Below are 16,292 nucleotides of genomic sequence, written 5' to 3' on the forward strand. Positions count from 1 at the left end.
ACATCTCAAAAGTTTAGAATGATACATTCAGGTTCAGGCCGATGGATCTGATGGATGGTAATGCGCCACCTTCAATTCCCTGTACGTTTGAAGCGGAATTGAGAATGTTGGACGGATCCACATTGGGTGCATTGGATTTAATCAGCCACAGGTTACGACCATAGAGAGAGAGTCGCGCTGCCTGTGCTTTGATCTTTTTATACCATGCTTCCGGCAGACTATAACCCAGTTTCACTTCGCGTAAATAGATGTAGCTGGCATCGTAGAGGTTTGCCTTACTGATGACATTACCGCCGTTGAAATTGAAATGATCTTTTGCAGTGATTCGTGTGGTGTTAGGTTTACCGTCGTCGGTAACGCCGGGAACGATAATACCTGTTTCGCGGATGTTGTTGGCTACAGTGCTTTCCAGGAGGCCGGATTTTTCTCCATACAGGTTGGTATAGGAGAAGAAGTTGCCGCCTTTCTGGAAGTCGATCAATGCGGAGAGGTAAATGCCTTTGTAGCTGAAGCTGTTGGTGATACCGCCTACATAGTCCGGATAGGCGTTGCCGATAGGTTTGATACCGCTCACCTGATAGTAACCGTTTGCATCCACTTTTCTGTTGCCATGATCGTCGTAAACATAGTCAGTACCCATGATGGTACCGAGAGGTTGGCCTACCAGTGCCACAACTGAAACTTTCTGGGTACGTCTGTCGGTACCGATGTTGAGGAGGGAAAGGGCCAGGTTATACTGGTTTACATCCATATTCAACAGTTTATTTCTGTTGCGGGCTACGTTGGCGTTGATATCCCAACGGAAGCCATTTTTCAGGCGAATAGGATTCAGGTTTAAACCTATTTCCACCCCTTTGTTCTGTACGGCGCCGCCATTCACATAGGTGCTGGTATAGCCTGTAGCAGCAGGGATTTGCAAAGGCAGTAACTGGTCTTTAGTGGTTTTATTGTAGTAGGTAACGTCTAAGCCTATACGATTATCAAGAAATTTCAGTTCGATACCTGTTTCAAACTCGGAGGTACGTTCTGGTTTGAGTTGCAGGTTATTTTTCGTTGGATCGAAATTATTGATTGGGTTATTTCCGAAAGGAGGAACGAACTGGTAGGTATCGTAAAGGCGGTATACATCGGCATCGTTTCCGACAGCGGCCACGCTACCGCGGAGTTTACCGAAGCTGAGCCATTTCCAGTCTTTCAGCAGATCGGAGAATACGAAGGATGCTGAAGCTGACGGATAGAAATATTGATTGTTACCGTTCAGCAATGTGGAGCTCCAGTCGCTACGCCCCGTCAGGTCCAGGAAAAGGAAGTTTTTATATCCCAGGTTTGCTGTAGCAAAAACGGAGTTGATTTGTTTTTCTGCGTATTCGTCGATGGGTGTAGCTGGCGTTACGGAATTGAGCAGGTTATATATACCTGGTGTGATAAGACCGCCGTTTGTAGAACCGCCTGTGGTGGTCCATTTGCGGTGCATGATGTTTCCGCCGGCAGTAGCATTCAACATGAAATTGCTACTGAGTTCTTTGTGAATGTTTGCGGTGAATTCGTAGTTCAGTTCTCTGGAAGTGCGGATACGTTTGATATAGCCTCCAACCAGATAATCTTTCGCTGTTCTTTCTTCTTCGAGTTGGTTATAGTCGTCCATATAAACGCGACCGCGGAAGGTCAGCCATTTATTGGCGTCGTAATCCAGTCCTGCGTAACCGAACATACGGTTACGGCTATCCGTTTCGTAGTCCATGTAACGGTTCCAGTATGGGCCGTTGCTGGAGGACATAGTATCGTTATTCCAGGCGCGGCGGTTCCAGGTCATTTGGGAGCCATCTGGATATTGATAGATTTTTTCTTTATCCAGTTCCAGTTGGCGTTGGCCATACATGGTAAACTGGAGGGTTGGGTTTGGACCGGTGAATCCGGTGCCGGGGCGGCCTTTCGCGCTCAGGGAGCTATAGTTAATAGCGGCGGTGGCGGTTAGTCCTTTACCTAGTTTATAGTTTCCGTTGAAGGAAAGGTTATTACGTTTCAGTGTAGAATTGGGCAGTACGAATTTTTGGTCCATGTTGCCGTATGAGAGGCGAAAAGCGCCTTTATCGTTGGTACCGCTCATTGCGATATTGTTGGTAACGGTGACGCCGGTTTTGTAGAAGTCGCGCACATTGTTGGGTTGTGGCGACCATTTGGTTGTCTGGCCGAAGAAGGGATTGTTTTTATCTTTTCCCCATGACCAGTAAGGGCGTATGATTTGGCCATTGAGGCGTGGGCCCCAGGATTGGTCTTCGTAATATTGCGGCATGAGATCGTAGCGGCCTTTGCCGTTGTGATCATCGTAGGTAGCTGCTTGTTCGTTGAGGAATCCTTCCGGGTGTTGATTATAGTAGAGGGTATCAAAAACGCCTGTAGCGCCGCCGCCGTAAAGGTTTTGGTATTTAGGCAGAACCGCTACCTGGTCTATTTGTGCATTCAGGCTGTAGGTGACACCGATGCCACCTTCCGCATCCGGGCGTTTTTTGGTGGTGAGGAGGAGAACGCCGTTTGCACCGCGGCTACCATAGAGTGCGGTGGCTGCGGCGCCTTTCAGCACGGAGATATTATCGATGTCTTCCGGGTTGATATCCTGGAGGGGGCTGCCATAGTCGTAACCGCCGCCTCCATTGAGCTGACCGCCCTGGTTGGTGTTGGTATTCATGATGGGTACTCCGTCTACCACGAAGAAGGCGTTGTTATCGCCGAGGATGGATTTCACGCCGCGGATGGTAATTTTAGAGGAGCCACCCATGGAGCCGCTGTTGGTATTTACCTGGAGGCCGGGTACTTTACCGCTGAGGGCATTCACGAAATTGACTTCTTTGGCTTCCTGTACGGTGTTGCCGGCTACTTCCTGCATGGCGAATCCTACGCTGCGAGGATTTTTTCGTATACCCAGTGCCGTTACTACCACTTCGTTCAGTACTTTTTTGCCGGCATTGGCAGGAGATAATTTGATATTGACATCTCCCCTTTTCGCGATGGGGATAGCTTGTTCTGCGAAGGTAGGAGCGCTAACGATGATGGTATCGTTGATGGCGGCCTTCATGGAGTAGGTACCTGTAGCATCAGAAGTGGTGCCTGTACCTGTTTTTTTGTTCTTTATCATGGCGCCAGGAATGGGAGTTCCGGCATCATCTTTCACTATACCGTTGATAGTAAATTTATTGATGTCCTGACGGATGGTTTTTTCATCCGGAGGGAGTATTACTCCGGTATCCTTTGCAGGAGCGGCTTTGCTAGTGTCTTTTGCTGGAACTGTTGTGTCCTTCCTGGGTTTTGCAGTAGTGTCGGCAGCGGGTTTAATAACAACCGGTGTTGTGGTGTCTTGTTGCTGCATATGCAGATACCCATGCGGGATTGTGTATGCACTGCTCGAGGTATAGCAGAAAAGGGCATAGCACAGCCCCAACCAGGCTGGTACTTGGCTTCTCATTATATAGTGCTTGATTTGGTTACAAAATTTGGGACAGGATAGCAAATGCTACACTATCGACAGTTATATGGCACGATCTATCAAGTACTATACAATTGAGAAGCCTTTTACAATGGGTTGCAGGTTAAAAAAAAATCAGATTAGATTTTTATGCATTTCGTAGTGAGGGATGCCAACCTCTGTAAACTCTTTTCCAGCAATGGAATAGCCGAGTTTTTCGTAGAAGCCGGCGGCTTCTTTGCGAGCGTGCATCATGAGAACTTTAAAGTTTTCATTGCGTGCGATATTTTCTGCGTAGATGATAATATCTCTGCCGATGCCTTTGCCTTGGAGTGTGGATGAAACTGCCATTTGGCGGAGTTGTATCATGTCCTGGTTTTCTGTTGGAGAGAGGATACAGCATCCGACGAGGGATGTTTTTTCTTGTTCGGTGTAGAAGGCGCCGATGAGGATATCGTTGATTTCCTGTTGGAGATATTCTTCTGAGAAGGTTAATCCCAGTGGTTTTCGGAGTATTTTGTCCCGGAGGGCAACCATATCCTTGTAGTCGCAACTACCGTATTCGAGTATACGAAAAGTTATCATGATGAGTCGGTTATAAAGCGAAGAGAGGCTATGCAGTTGTTTTAGCAGGTGTCTCTCTAAAAATTAGTTACAAAAATTTTGCCATCAGGAGAATAGTTGTCCTTCGAAGAACTGGATGATCAGGTGATCGATGGATCTTACTTCCAGCATGTCGTCTTGGATGAGGAGGGCATTTGGATGAGAGTCTGTGCAGATAACCTTTTTGATGATGCCGCTATTTTTGATGCGCTGCCAGCCGTTTCCGGCGAAGATGCCGTGGGTGGTAATGACATAAATTTCTGCGGCGCCGGCATCTTTATAGGCTTCTGCGGCGTGCAGCAGGGAGCCGCCGGTACGGATCATATCGTCGTAGATGATGACTGTTTTATCTTTTACATCGGCGCTGATGGCGGTGATAGCGGTTTCTTCCCCGGAAATGCGGCGTTTGAAAACGAATGCAGCGGGCACATGCAGGTCGTTGGCGAGGGATTCCACCCATTTGGCGCGGCCGGCATCTGTGCTGGCGAGGACAAAGGGGTGACCGTCTGCCAGTTCCCAGGCGGCTTCTTTAACGAAGTTTTTCGCGTATATGTGGACAGGGCGGACGCCGCTTTCGAAATAGTGGGTGATACCGTCTACGTGGAGGTCTATCAGCACGATTTGGTTACCGTGGGCAGTTTGGGGCAGAGATGAAAAGAGGACGGCCCGTGTCTTGGCTTTCACTATTTCGCCGTATTTAACGGCTCTTTCCATGGTAGAATAGCCGAAATACGGGATTACGATGGTGATAGCGGTGGCGCCTAGTTGAATACAGCCGCTGGCGAGGTCGTAGAGTTCAAGGGTTTCCTTATCGTCAATAGTGCCTCCCAGGAGGACTACTTCGCGGTTTCTGACATTGGAGAGAATGCGATGGTAGTGTTCTCCATCGGGGAAATCGCGAATATCGAGTTGTCCATTTTCCCATTGTGGCAGGGAAATGGCCAGTATTCTGTCTTTCAGATATTGATAGTGCTGTGTAGCGAATATGATTTTCTGCGCCATGATATAAGAGTCGTCTATAGTAAAAATAGCTAATAATACGGACAGCGGAGATATTTATCCTCCTGATAATTAATAAATTTGCGGCCGGGCACTGTCGATCTGCAAAAAATTAAGTAGGGTGAATTTCATTTTAACTTTTCTTTTGCGGGTGGAAGATTAATTTTGATAGATTACAACATACATGGTTCGTTTTTTCGCATATATCGGAGCACTTATACTTTTCTTATTCATCAACCTGCAGGATACTGTTGCACAAGTACGATTGTCTGGTATGGTGGCGGATCAGGATACCAAGGTGGGGATTCCCTTTGTTTCTGTTTTAAACAAGAAAGCAATGACCGGCACTCTCAGTGCTGAGAATGGTCGTTTTTATATTGAGGCAATGCCTGGAGATACGATTGAGTTCTCTATGATAGGTTATGCTACCCGCGTGATAGTGACGCCAGGCATGAGCGCTACATTTGATGTGTTGATGCAGAAGCGTTTGTATGAACTCGGAGGTGTGAGTGTGCAGGGAAAGAGTCATTATAAGGATTCTATTGCGATGCGAGAGGAGTATAATAAGTACTTCAACTATCATAAACCAGGAGCGGTGGATGTATTAAAGACATTACCTTCCAATCCTATTACAGCATTGACTTATCTTGTTCCCAGCAAGACGAGAAAGCGTAAGGAAGAGTTCAAGGAGCAGTTGGTGTATTGGGAGAAAGAAAAGTTTATAGACTATCGTTATTCTCCGGAGGTGGTAGGTAGAATGACGAAGTTACAGAGTCCGGAGTTGGATTCCTTTATGTTGCGATACCGACCCACCTATCAGTTTCTGAATGATGCTTCAGAGTATGATTTGTTGTTGTACATCAAAAAATCATTTGAAGAATGGAAGAAGGAACATGTTTCTTCCGGTGTTTCTCCACAATAATTTACAGGGCGCCTTTGGGCGCCTTTTTTAATACATGATATTTATTTTGTACCCTGCTTCTCCCAATACGAGAATACTATTGTCTGCTAATAGTACCGACTCTTTACAATTGATTGTTTCTCCGTTTACGATTAGGAAGGTGCCATGAGTGGAGCCTACGTCTACCACCCAATATTGGTCTTTGGATATTTTAACCATGCAGTGTCGTCTGCTGATGGTATTGTCCTGGAAGAAGTTTTGTCCTATTTCCTGTCTGCCGAGGAAAGCGGTATGAAAGAATTTTATTTCGAATGTTCGTTGGGAGGAGATTTCCAGGAGTCTGATGCCTATCGGGGCTTTTAGGGCGATTACAGGAGCGTCTGCGGGCAGTGGGGCTCCGCAATTGCTGCAGGCAACAGGTTTATTGGAGGGGGAAGAGAAGGTATTGTCCTGTTGGCATTGAGGACAAACAATTTTCAAATGGTTATTCATGATGAAGGCAGATTACAACGTGTCTCACTAAAAATTATCCGGACTATAAATATCGAACTGAATACTGTCTTACCGCCGCAGTGGCGGAAGATTTTGGGAGATGCTGAAAAATATTTTTATCTAGTGAGGGGTGATATGATCGTGGTATTGCAGGGGCTGGCGAATGCCTTAACTTTGAAATAGATTTAACCTTACCTATCCCTTATGAATAAGCGCTATCGGCGATTTTTGCTGGCAATCATCTTTCTCTATGCTGCTCCACTGAAAGCACAAACGACAATATCAATGTTGATGATGCATGAAGTTAACAATACTACTTATTGGATATGTAAGTAAATCGCTGGGTACATAGTAGGAGTAATTGTAAAGACGCCGTGATTAGATCATTCCAAAAGTAGATGTAATACTGCATTTCATGAACAACAGGAAGCTATATTTTGACTGTATTACCTATATGCTGTGGCTGGTAGTCATTGAAACTGTACTTAGTACTGTAATGGCGAGTGTATTCGGGCTTAGAGGTAGGCATCTCTTTTTGAACAGTTTTCTTCCGATAGTAGCGTGGCAGGTATTTTGGTCGGGAATTCGGGTATTGTTTTTTTATCCCATTTGGGTGCCGTTTACTTTTTGGTTTGTATGTAAAACAGGAGAGTTCAAATTCGGCGTACTGTATAATTTTCTTTCTTATTTGTTGTTGACTTTATTGTATTTATTGATTCTTCCTGATTCATGGGGATGGTTGGGATGGCGGTTCAATGGTGTGAGTGGTACGTTCTATTATACTGCTGTGGCAACGTTGTTGAGTCCTGTGATACTGCCTTATTCCAGGTATCAGGGATGGAAATAGAGCGGGTAAAATGTATGAATTAGTGTGAGGAACCACTATCCGTGGGGCAGGCTATGCAATACTAGACAATACTCCTAATATAAATGGTTTTGGATCAAGCTGAATAATTATGAGAATAGTAATTTTACTTACGGTGGGGTGTTTGATGTTGGGATGTAATGCGGCAAACCATACTCCTATACCTGACAATCTTTGTTATTATAAATTTACTCATGTTAAGGAGATTTATGATAGCCAAGACCCTGAACACTTTTTAAGTTATAGATATGATAACATGAAACTAAGTAAAGTTGAAATGGATACATTGGTAGCTATTTTAGAGGAGTTAAATGTTGAATATTTGGTTACAGATGGCGGGGATGTGCTTATCAAAAAGACTGACATTGAGGATGCAGATGGTAAGGCTGATGGGCAAATGTTTTATTATATTGATGGATTGTTGATAAGAAGAACTGGAATGCATTAGCTACGATTTTAGGTATCCGTAGGTATGGAGAACCATTAAAAGATATTAAAAGAGTGGGCGAACGAATTAATGAGTACATAGAGAACTAAATTGTTCGGGAAAGCAATTATGAGCAAAACATCAATTTATTATTTAAAATATTCCACCAATTTAAAAGTTATGGGGGATGTTCCACATGGGCGGTTTAAGTACCATCCGGGAACCGATTATGAGGATGTTGATTTTAGTTTGGATTTATCTAAAGCTATTGCTGGTATTGAATTAACAGCACATGCGAAAATGACCGACTTCTTAAATATCGTTGATTGTATGATGCCGCGTGGAATGGTGTTCAGTGATAAAGCACAATTTGCTATTAAAGAACTTAAGTTACCACCTGTTCAAACTTTAACCACATCAGCTCAGAATAAAAGATATCAAGGGAGTTATTGGATAAACCTATTTGATTATCAACTTTATGATTATATTAATTATAAGGGATCAGAGTTCATTGCGCGTGGGATATTAACGGATGATATAGAATTCGTTGCTGAAAATAAATTGGATTTTGAGGATAAAATGAACGATGCGGTAAAAAAACGTTGCTTCGAAATACTCCCGCAGCTTGTTTATTTGAAAGAAGAATTAATCAATAAGTATAATTTATTTTCCTTTCCTAAATGGGGGACAGCGTTATACGTTACAGAGAATTTCTTTCGATTGTATAAGGATAAAGGCTTATCGGGTCTATAATTCGAGGAAATTAAATGTTTTAAGATTGCATAGTGTCTCAATAAACTTTAAAAGATTACCCCAGTATGATTTGCATATTGGGGATTCTTTATTAACGCTCATTAGTTGGATAATATTTCATAAACGTTGTAAATCAAGTAATGAATAAGCTTATTTATAGTGGCGTTCACTCAGTTGAAATTTACATTCAATTTGATGGACAGTTTTTGTTGAAGCAGAACGAGTATTTAGAAAATATTATGTTAAGAACATCACTGATTCGGTTTCTGTCACAGTTTGAGCTGTCGGTGGATGAAGTAAAAACAAGAGTGACTGATGAAGAATTTAGGGTTGAGGATCTTATCCCATTTAATGAATTTATCCCCTTCCTAATTATGGACATAAAATCGATATATTGGTTAGATTTAGTATGTACCTTTTTATTGAATGATCAGATACAGTTCAAACTTAATTCCCAGGCATTGGACTTACTGAGAGATAAGGATAGTACTGCCTGGCTTCCACAAAAGGAAAAGCATCTTATATGGAAGCTTGTTCGTAAAATATCATGATTTTACATTTCAGTAATATTTATCAAGTAGATGATATTGAGGGGAACTCGCAGTTTAAGTTATTAAAAAACTATTGAGATATTAAGTGAGGAGGCTACCTCTGATTGTGATAAGTATTGTATCCCTCAAACTTTCAAATGTCATCGATCTTGGGAGTAGGATCCTAATGGTAGCAGAAAATGGTAAGAAATGGATAATGAGACATTTTACAGAATTTATTTGCCTGCATTGAAAGAGGCCCTAGCACAAGACAGTATTAATCATGGATTTTTTGTATATCCACCTGAGTATTTTATTGATAAAAGTGTTGAAGGTGAGATTGAATCATTTATTGAGAATGAGTTGGCTGAAGATAAACTTATACAATTAGTAGATGAATACTTTGATGCAAAATCTCACTACGCGACAGAAGTTAGAGGTGTTCCGATTCAAATCATAAAAGGCAGGATTATAAATGAGATGAATGTTGTCGGAAAATATTACGAATAAAATCGGCTAGCCACTGTACATCAGCAAATTTTATTCAAGAATTGTTTGAAGTTTCTCTTTGGCTAAGAATGCATCTAACAGAGAGAAGATGATACTATTTAAACCATTTTGATTTATGGAATTTATTGGTTATATAAAGGAGCACGAAAGTGGCCTGGTAAAAATGGGAGTATCAATTAACGATATTGAGCCAGCTGAGAATTGGCTATTGATGGAGTATTACTCAGAGGTACTAAATTATTTAGAAAAAGCGCCTATCCTATTGGGATTTCTTAGATGGTTATATGATGAGAATGGAGAGAGTATTGGTCCACTAATGATTCATACAGATGGACATTGGATCTGGCCTAGCTATCTAGTCTATTATTTAAATAGAGGATATCAATCAATGATTCCTGATGAGTTTATGCATTATATGCATAATGTAAAATTTATGGTAATGCCACTTACCGATGAAAAAAGAAAAAGTGTTGAAATATTCTATACTAATGCTTATCAGTCAAGGAGGAAAAGGGAGCGGTAGTGATAGCGAAATCTAATAATCCAATCAGCATGGAGGTCAGAGAATCGGAAAATGGATTAATGAAGAAAGAGATAAATAATAAAATAAGTAAGAAAAACCTGAAATGAAGTTTCTTAGCTTTACTATAATCGCAGTGGTTTTATTGTTTGGTTGTGTTTATACGCCTAATAAAAATTCAGAATTGATCGATGTTGGAGACGTGTTGTTAGAGAATGTTTTAAACAGTAAGATTAATTTGGTCAAAAAGAATGCTGTCTTAAATGAACGATATAACTTAAAAGATACAGTTATGGAAGAAGAGGGCGTTGAATGGAAAGCCATAGCATTAAAGAGTAAAAGTCCTATTGATAGTGAATTTGCAGCCTTGTTGGAAACAAACTGGGAGGATCAATCAGTTATTTCAAGAATTTCAATTCTAGGTGAACGCATCGGTATCAAAGGTATTCATGTAGGAGATGCGTTTGAAAAAATTAAATATATAATAGATTCTACTAATTTAAATGGTTCTCCGGATGGAGAACTTTCATTGACCTATGGTAAGGATAATAGAATTCATTTTTTATTGGAGTTAGCCGAATCTTCTCCGTTAAATGAGGGTGTAGGATCATTGGATGGAATACCAGGAGAATTACAGATTAAAGAAATCGTCTTGTTGAATAGAAAGTAAAACGAGAGATTCTTTTCTTATACACCTCTTTAATTATAGATTGGGTATTGTATCGAAAATGAATGTATCATGTTGACAAAAATAGATGCGATTAAGATTGCAGAAACGTATTTGCAGAATAAGCGTTCTAAATATGACCTGGTTCTCGTACTTGATAAAACAAAAGAATTTGAGCACGGATGGGTTTTCTTTTGGCAAAGTAAAGCGTTCTATGAAACATTGAATCCACTACATGCATTAGGGGGAAATGGGCCCTTTATTGTAAATAAGTTTGATGGAAGTGTTTTTAGATTCGGAAGTGCTCATAGACCAGAATATTATCTTGAAAAGTATATCAAAATAATGAAAGAAAATAAGCCATTCGATTCATGATTAATCAGTAATGTAACTGGGAAAGTTGGACTAAGGGTGACGGGAATCGGCAGGATTATGGTATTAGAATCTATGATCCTAGAATAGGGAGGTTTTTGAGTGTGGATCCACTGACTCAAGAGTATCCGTGGTATAGGCGTAATTATTGAAATATTTAAATAATTCTCGTTTTGCTATCGTAAGGAGTATAGCAAAGGAGAATAAAATTAGGATACTTGATTTGACTCTTGAATACTTACACTGGGATAATTAATTGTAATAGTTAAGATTTGACCGGATATTCGGGTTAATATTTTATGCAGTTGCAGGTAAATCGTCCAGCTGCTTTTCTTTTGCTAAAGATAGTGACTGATGCAAGTAGAGTTGATAAGAGAATTAACGAATATAGAATGATTTACCAAATATTTACTGATCAATAGGTATTATGGAACCAATGCAGAAAAAAGACAGGTATAAAATTCTTCTGAGATCAAATAGTGCAACTGAAAAATGAACGTTGTTATCAATAAAGTAGATTATCCATTTGTTACTTTTAAGAGTGATTATGGAGAAGGAATTGCCTCCACTACACAACGGCATTTCGATCAAGGAGCGGTCCATGGTGTAGAGCTGGACCTGATAATTGACCTAATTATAAATGTGAATACCCGAATTGGAACCGATAGGGTACCTGGTTTTTCTTTTGAGGAGGATCATACTGTCATTGTCGCAATTGTTGAGAGTATAGCGGAGGATGATTCCATTTGTTTACGCATTTCGATAGACTGCATAATAGAAGCCTATGCTATCGATAAGCAAATAAAGACGGGAGACATGCTGGAGATAGAAGTGCCCAAGGAGAAGTTTCTAATAACGAGCTTTGGGACGCTCCCTAAGCTGGCGTTAGGTTAAAATTTAACAGTGGATCTGTTAGCGGTTTTTGCCCCGAATACTGTAAATCCTTTATTCCTAAGATTTTAACATGCTTAAACCCTTTTCCCTAATCCTATTCGTACTAATATCCAGTTGTACAGGTAATCAGCCTAAAATTGTTGCTGCGAAAATACCTTCCGACTCCACAGAACCGCGTCTCCAAAAAGATTGTTTATCTACTCCCAGTGAATCATTGGTGGTACATGATAGTCTGTTGGATTTGGTGGCCACTAAATCGGCTACAGCGGTGAAAAATATTGGACAATTACAATTAAGGTATAAACTTAAAAATGATACAGCCTTTAAAGAAATAAGCGTTAAATATCCACTGTTTTCGGATGTGATTTTCCCAGATACCTCTGTCGCGATCATTCGCGGTCATCATATCAGCAAATCGAATTATTTCCTGTTTAATGATAAGAAGCTATTGTTACCCATCCTTGGGATGAATTTCATGATAACATATGTTATTGATCTTGAAAAGAATAAGGAGGTGACTACTTATGAGAGAAGAACGTATCTACCATTGGTGTGGGTTGACAGTAGTACCCAAACCTTCCTGGTGACGGATAGCCCTAACTATCCCGGGGATCAATCGATAGTTGAATTTCGATCTTTTGTATGTAACTTCAAAGGAAACACATTTATTCAGCAAAGGAAGGAGAAAATACGGTATAAAACGGAAGATATATTTGATGAAAACTTGACTAATAACCAGGTAAAGATTATACTGAAAAATAAATAAGCAAACTGCAAATGGACTCCCCTTCATTGATCGCCATACATAACCTGTCCTTAGGTTTAATGGCTACTATTCAATTCCCTGCTGGTAAAAATCCGCGGATAGGCAATACCATTATTTTAGAAGGAATTACCTATAAGATTACAGGAGTCGTGAGTTTTACAAGTGTTGAAACGTATATGCACAGACTGGAACAAAATATACACGATTGCCGAATCGAGAAATTGTAAAATAAACATTATAACTATTTGATGATAGGCTATTTTTTCTTCATCTGGTTTATTCATAAAATATACGAATCAAAAAATAAGTTTATCAGAAATAATGAACGTTCTAGATATTAATAGGCATGGATCTGATTTAAGTACTGTTATTAGAAAAGACTGGCAGGATTTTCCATCTTCATTTTTGAGATCTGTTTTCCTTTTTTTTATGGATAAAGCGGATTATTTGGTTGTATCGGCAAACCGCCACTATGGATATGATCCGGTGAACATAGTGCTCGAACAATTGGAATCAACTCGTAAATATGCCAGTTATTGGGATGTGACAAAATGGACGGAGGTGACAGTTGTATTCAAAAAGGAGGATGCTTTAAAGAGGGAATGGTCTGAGATGTTGGAGCTGGTTTGGTGAATCTCAGATGGAGACGTAACAGTAAATATGACTGCTAATTGCCCTTCGGCCAGAATAAATTTCATGTGATCTGATGTGGGAAATGGGGTTGAAGTTGGACAGATAAAACAATTTATAAAAATCTGATTGATGAACAGATTAATCAACAGCCCCATATATTACATGTCAAAGTCAAAATCAGCCCTTATTATACCTATGAGATACTTAAAATCAATTATCCGGGTCAAAAGAGTGTGTCGTGGTGGGATAGGTTTAATGTATATTAAGTTATTATTGTTTAGTTTAATTCTGTGGTCTTGTAATTCTGTTACAAAGGGTCCTGGATTTACTTTTCAATTACTGCATGTTATGCCAAACGATACAATTACTGTTAGAGTTAATGACTCGTTGGTTTTTCATAAAGTGTATAAGACTTGGTTTGATGCATCTAATGGGAATCGGTTATACATATCCAGGCCAATTTATCCGAACAAGATTGTTTCTAGGGTTCAGATTTTGGTAAATGGCCAGGATACAGTTTTTATGGTAAATAGGGATTCCATAAAGAGCGTATGTGTGGGATATTTTTATATAAGATACGAGTATGATGAGAAGGTAGTTTGCCGCCCTTCTGAAATTGGATTTGAATAAAATAATTATTCGACTTAATGAGAGGTTGCACGGATGGGCTGGAAGATATTACACTTAGGCTGGGCAAGTATGATATTGGTATACTACTTACAGTACTTTATTGAATATTCCGATTAACTATGGTGGAAAATTAATTGGTAAAGAAGTAAAAAAACAAGTTAGTAAAAAATGAAAAAGGTATCTGGTATAATAGCGATATTAATTTGTGGTAGTGTTTTATTTTTCTAATCTTAAAGCCCCTTTTTATTGATCCATATAAATTGAATTGAATGGTAACCATAGGTACACTATAGGAACAATATATAAAATTGATGCTACTGCAGAAGGGCTACCGGCAGCCGATTTTAACTATATGGTTAAAGGGAAACGTTACTCTTCATTTTTTAGTATTACAAAAGGAATTTCGGTAAAAGCGGGAGATAAGTACTGGGTTATATTTTATCCTGATAATCCCAAAAATTCAGATATATTGTTAGATGATCCAGTACTAACATATAATATAGATTTGCCTGAGGATGGTTATGCCGCTCATCCATAACTAATGTATGTTTGGATTTGCAAAAAAAAATGGACGACTTATTAAGATGCGTCGTCACCCTTTGACTAACACCACTACTACCTGGGGAGCAGGCCAGATTGGTACTAACCGTAATGGCGAAGATTATACGTACGATGCGAATGGTAACATCCTGACATTGAATCGCAATGGTAATGATGATAATCGTCTTGCCATGGACCGATTGACATATCAGTATGAGCGTGATGGAGAGGGATACTTGCTGAATAACAAGTTGCAACTGGTGCAGGATGCGGTTCCTGCCTCTACTTATCCGTCGGATGTGGATGACATGACAAAAGCATTCCGTTATGATTCCATTGGCAACCTGATTGCAGATGAGTCAAATGGTATTTCGGAAATCAAATGGACAGTATATGGCAAGATTCAGTCCATTAATAGTGCAAATGGCTCATTATTATACAAGTATGATGCTGGTGGAAACAGAATTTATAAAGAATTCCGTCCCACTTCCTCTCCTGCTGCAGTACAGCGTACCTGGTATCTGCGTGATCCTCATGGACAAGTGTTAGCGACCTATGGAAATACTAATGGAGACAATGCTACATACTGGAAAGAACAGTATCTTTATGGAAGTAGCAGGTTGGGAATGTGGCAACCAGATATGCTGGTATCAGGAGGAACTGTTGGAAATGCCGGCTCTATCTGGGGACAGGGCAACCGTAAACGTTATGAGCTGACCAATCACCTGGGTAACGTACTGGCTACCATTTCTGATGAAAAGAGTGGTGGAAATGCTACCGCGTTCAACCAGACGGATTATACGCCATTTGGTGCACAGATGGATGGTGCGGTTTGGAATTTGGGTGGAAGTTATAAGTATGGGTTCAATGGGCAGGAGAAGAGTGATGAGATTAAGGGAGAAGGAAATAGCTATACTGCTCAGTTCTGGGAGTATGATCCAAGGATAGGAAGGAGATGGAATTTGGATCCGAAACCTATTGCAGGTTTAAGTGCATATGTAGTTCTTGCGAATGCTCCACTCTGGCATGTCGACTTTCTAGGTGATACAACTGTTATAGTTCCAATATTTGAAAGTGTTTGGCCAGATATATATAGGAATCATTTATAATATGTACAAAAGTGGCCTTTGGAAGCAATCGTTGGGGCTCATAAGCTAATACATCTACATTTTCATTATGACCCAAGTCGAGCAAGGAATGACGCAAGAAGAACGGCTAATGAATTGGCACATCCTCTTTTTAATCCCAACCCAGTACTATTTCAAGAAGATGAAGTAGCTTATGCATCAACATGGGAAGGAGGCGCAAGAGGTGTACGAAATCTTGTGAGAGCAATAGAAAATCAACAACATGGTAACCTTCTGGCAGCATTGATTAAAACCTATAAGTTGACTGATGGGGATATATTTGATGTCGTATTGATTCCAAGAGATTATGATCAGTATGATCCGACACCAGGGGTTCCACCCTTGATACCTCCCAAAAAGAAATATCCAAGCTATGAAAAGTTAATAGAGAAATATAGAAAGGTTCCATTTCCGTCTCCAACTCTAAAAGAACTTGAAAAGCAGATTCGAAACCTTCCAAGTAAGCCGAAAGTTGATGGAGGCCATCCCTTTTCAGCATTTGAAAAATTACTTAAGGATTTACTTGGAATAGACTCTAGAACAACGGTACCAGTTCCGGCTCCAGCTCCCGTCCTTACCCCAATTGTACTTTAGGGTAAAGGC

At 40.4% G+C, this 16,292-nt stretch carries 19 protein-coding genes; 15 read left to right on the forward strand and 4 right to left on the reverse strand.

Annotated elements, in window-relative coordinates:
• Window positions 1-13 precede the first annotated feature (13 nt).
• The 3 genes from CLV59_RS24645 to CLV59_RS24655 all read right to left on the reverse strand — a co-directional run bounded on the left by CLV59_RS24645 (window position 14) and on the right by CLV59_RS24655 (window position 5,065).
• The gene (locus CLV59_RS24645) at window positions 14-3,460 is read right to left on the reverse strand and encodes a SusC/RagA family TonB-linked outer membrane protein (protein ID WP_111594763.1); all 3,447 of its coding nucleotides are present in this window, start codon (window positions 3,458-3,460) and stop codon (window positions 14-16) included.
• A 135-nt stretch (window positions 3,461-3,595) separates the two neighbouring features.
• Entirely contained in the window at window positions 3,596-4,045 is a 450-nt protein-coding gene (locus CLV59_RS24650; protein WP_245950950.1) for a GNAT family N-acetyltransferase, read from the reverse strand.
• A gap of 84 nt (window positions 4,046-4,129) precedes the next feature.
• The gene (locus CLV59_RS24655; RefSeq protein WP_111594764.1) at window positions 4,130-5,065 is read right to left on the reverse strand and encodes a ribose-phosphate diphosphokinase; all 936 of its coding nucleotides are present in this window, start codon (window positions 5,063-5,065) and stop codon (window positions 4,130-4,132) included.
• 181 nt (window positions 5,066-5,246) lie between these two features.
• Between CLV59_RS24655 and CLV59_RS24660 the strand changes: the two genes are divergently transcribed.
• Window positions 5,247-5,984, forward strand: coding sequence for a carboxypeptidase-like regulatory domain-containing protein (locus CLV59_RS24660; protein WP_111594765.1), 738 nt, complete (start codon window positions 5,247-5,249; stop codon window positions 5,982-5,984).
• Window positions 5,985-6,011: 27 nt separating this feature from the next.
• On the opposite strand, the gene CLV59_RS24665 is transcribed toward CLV59_RS24660, so the two are convergent.
• Window positions 6,012-6,455, reverse strand: a complete 444-nt coding sequence (locus CLV59_RS24665) for an FHA domain-containing protein (RefSeq protein WP_111594766.1) — start codon at window positions 6,453-6,455, stop codon at window positions 6,012-6,014.
• Window positions 6,456-6,870: 415 nt separating this feature from the next.
• On the opposite strand from CLV59_RS24665, the gene CLV59_RS24670 reads away from it, so the two are divergent.
• The 14 genes from CLV59_RS24670 to CLV59_RS24745 all read left to right on the forward strand — a co-directional run bounded on the left by CLV59_RS24670 (window position 6,871) and on the right by CLV59_RS24745 (window position 16,283).
• Window positions 6,871-7,302 (forward strand): hypothetical protein, encoded by a 432-nt coding sequence (locus CLV59_RS24670; protein ID WP_111594767.1) that lies wholly within the window; start codon window positions 6,871-6,873, stop codon window positions 7,300-7,302.
• 109 nt (window positions 7,303-7,411) lie between these two features.
• A complete protein-coding gene (locus CLV59_RS24675) occupies window positions 7,412-7,768 on the forward strand; it encodes a hypothetical protein (protein ID WP_111594768.1) in 357 nt (118 codons plus the stop codon).
• A gap of 108 nt (window positions 7,769-7,876) precedes the next feature.
• Window positions 7,877-8,500, forward strand: coding sequence for a hypothetical protein (locus CLV59_RS24680; RefSeq protein WP_146616304.1), 624 nt, complete (start codon window positions 7,877-7,879; stop codon window positions 8,498-8,500).
• A gap of 140 nt (window positions 8,501-8,640) precedes the next feature.
• Window positions 8,641-9,051 (forward strand): hypothetical protein, encoded by a 411-nt coding sequence (locus CLV59_RS24685; protein ID WP_111594770.1) that lies wholly within the window; start codon window positions 8,641-8,643, stop codon window positions 9,049-9,051.
• Window positions 9,052-9,240: 189 nt separating this feature from the next.
• Window positions 9,241-9,540, forward strand: a complete 300-nt coding sequence (locus CLV59_RS24690) for a hypothetical protein (RefSeq protein WP_111594771.1) — start codon at window positions 9,241-9,243, stop codon at window positions 9,538-9,540.
• 115 nt (window positions 9,541-9,655) lie between these two features.
• Window positions 9,656-10,063: a hypothetical protein gene (locus tag CLV59_RS24695; RefSeq protein ID WP_111594772.1), complete on the forward strand. Its 408-nt coding sequence runs from the start codon at window positions 9,656-9,658 to the stop codon at window positions 10,061-10,063.
• A gap of 103 nt (window positions 10,064-10,166) precedes the next feature.
• Window positions 10,167-10,730, forward strand: coding sequence for a hypothetical protein (locus CLV59_RS24700; protein WP_111594773.1), 564 nt, complete (start codon window positions 10,167-10,169; stop codon window positions 10,728-10,730).
• Window positions 10,731-10,799: 69 nt separating this feature from the next.
• Window positions 10,800-11,102: a YrhB domain-containing protein gene (locus tag CLV59_RS24705; RefSeq protein WP_111594774.1), complete on the forward strand. Its 303-nt coding sequence runs from the start codon at window positions 10,800-10,802 to the stop codon at window positions 11,100-11,102.
• Between the two features lie 489 nt (window positions 11,103-11,591).
• Complete coding sequence (locus tag CLV59_RS24710) at window positions 11,592-11,993, forward strand: hypothetical protein (protein ID WP_111594775.1); 402 nt, start codon at window positions 11,592-11,594, stop codon at window positions 11,991-11,993.
• Between the two features lie 70 nt (window positions 11,994-12,063).
• The gene (locus tag CLV59_RS24715; RefSeq protein WP_111594776.1) at window positions 12,064-12,759 is read left to right on the forward strand and encodes a hypothetical protein; all 696 of its coding nucleotides are present in this window, start codon (window positions 12,064-12,066) and stop codon (window positions 12,757-12,759) included.
• A gap of 321 nt (window positions 12,760-13,080) precedes the next feature.
• The gene (locus CLV59_RS24725; protein WP_111594778.1) at window positions 13,081-13,392 is read left to right on the forward strand and encodes a hypothetical protein; all 312 of its coding nucleotides are present in this window, start codon (window positions 13,081-13,083) and stop codon (window positions 13,390-13,392) included.
• Window positions 13,393-14,287: 895 nt separating this feature from the next.
• Window positions 14,288-14,560, forward strand: a complete 273-nt coding sequence (locus CLV59_RS24735; protein WP_111594780.1) for a hypothetical protein — start codon at window positions 14,288-14,290, stop codon at window positions 14,558-14,560.
• Between the two features lie 46 nt (window positions 14,561-14,606).
• Window positions 14,607-15,671, forward strand: coding sequence for an RHS repeat-associated core domain-containing protein (locus CLV59_RS24740; protein ID WP_111594781.1), 1,065 nt, complete (start codon window positions 14,607-14,609; stop codon window positions 15,669-15,671).
• A gap of 18 nt (window positions 15,672-15,689) precedes the next feature.
• Window positions 15,690-16,283, forward strand: coding sequence for a NucA/NucB deoxyribonuclease domain-containing protein (locus CLV59_RS24745; RefSeq protein ID WP_111594782.1), 594 nt, complete (start codon window positions 15,690-15,692; stop codon window positions 16,281-16,283).
• Window positions 16,284-16,292: the final 9 nt, after the last annotated feature.

This window comes from Chitinophaga dinghuensis (assembly GCF_003259435.1).
Lineage (GTDB): Bacteria > Bacteroidota > Bacteroidia > Chitinophagales > Chitinophagaceae > Chitinophaga > Chitinophaga dinghuensis.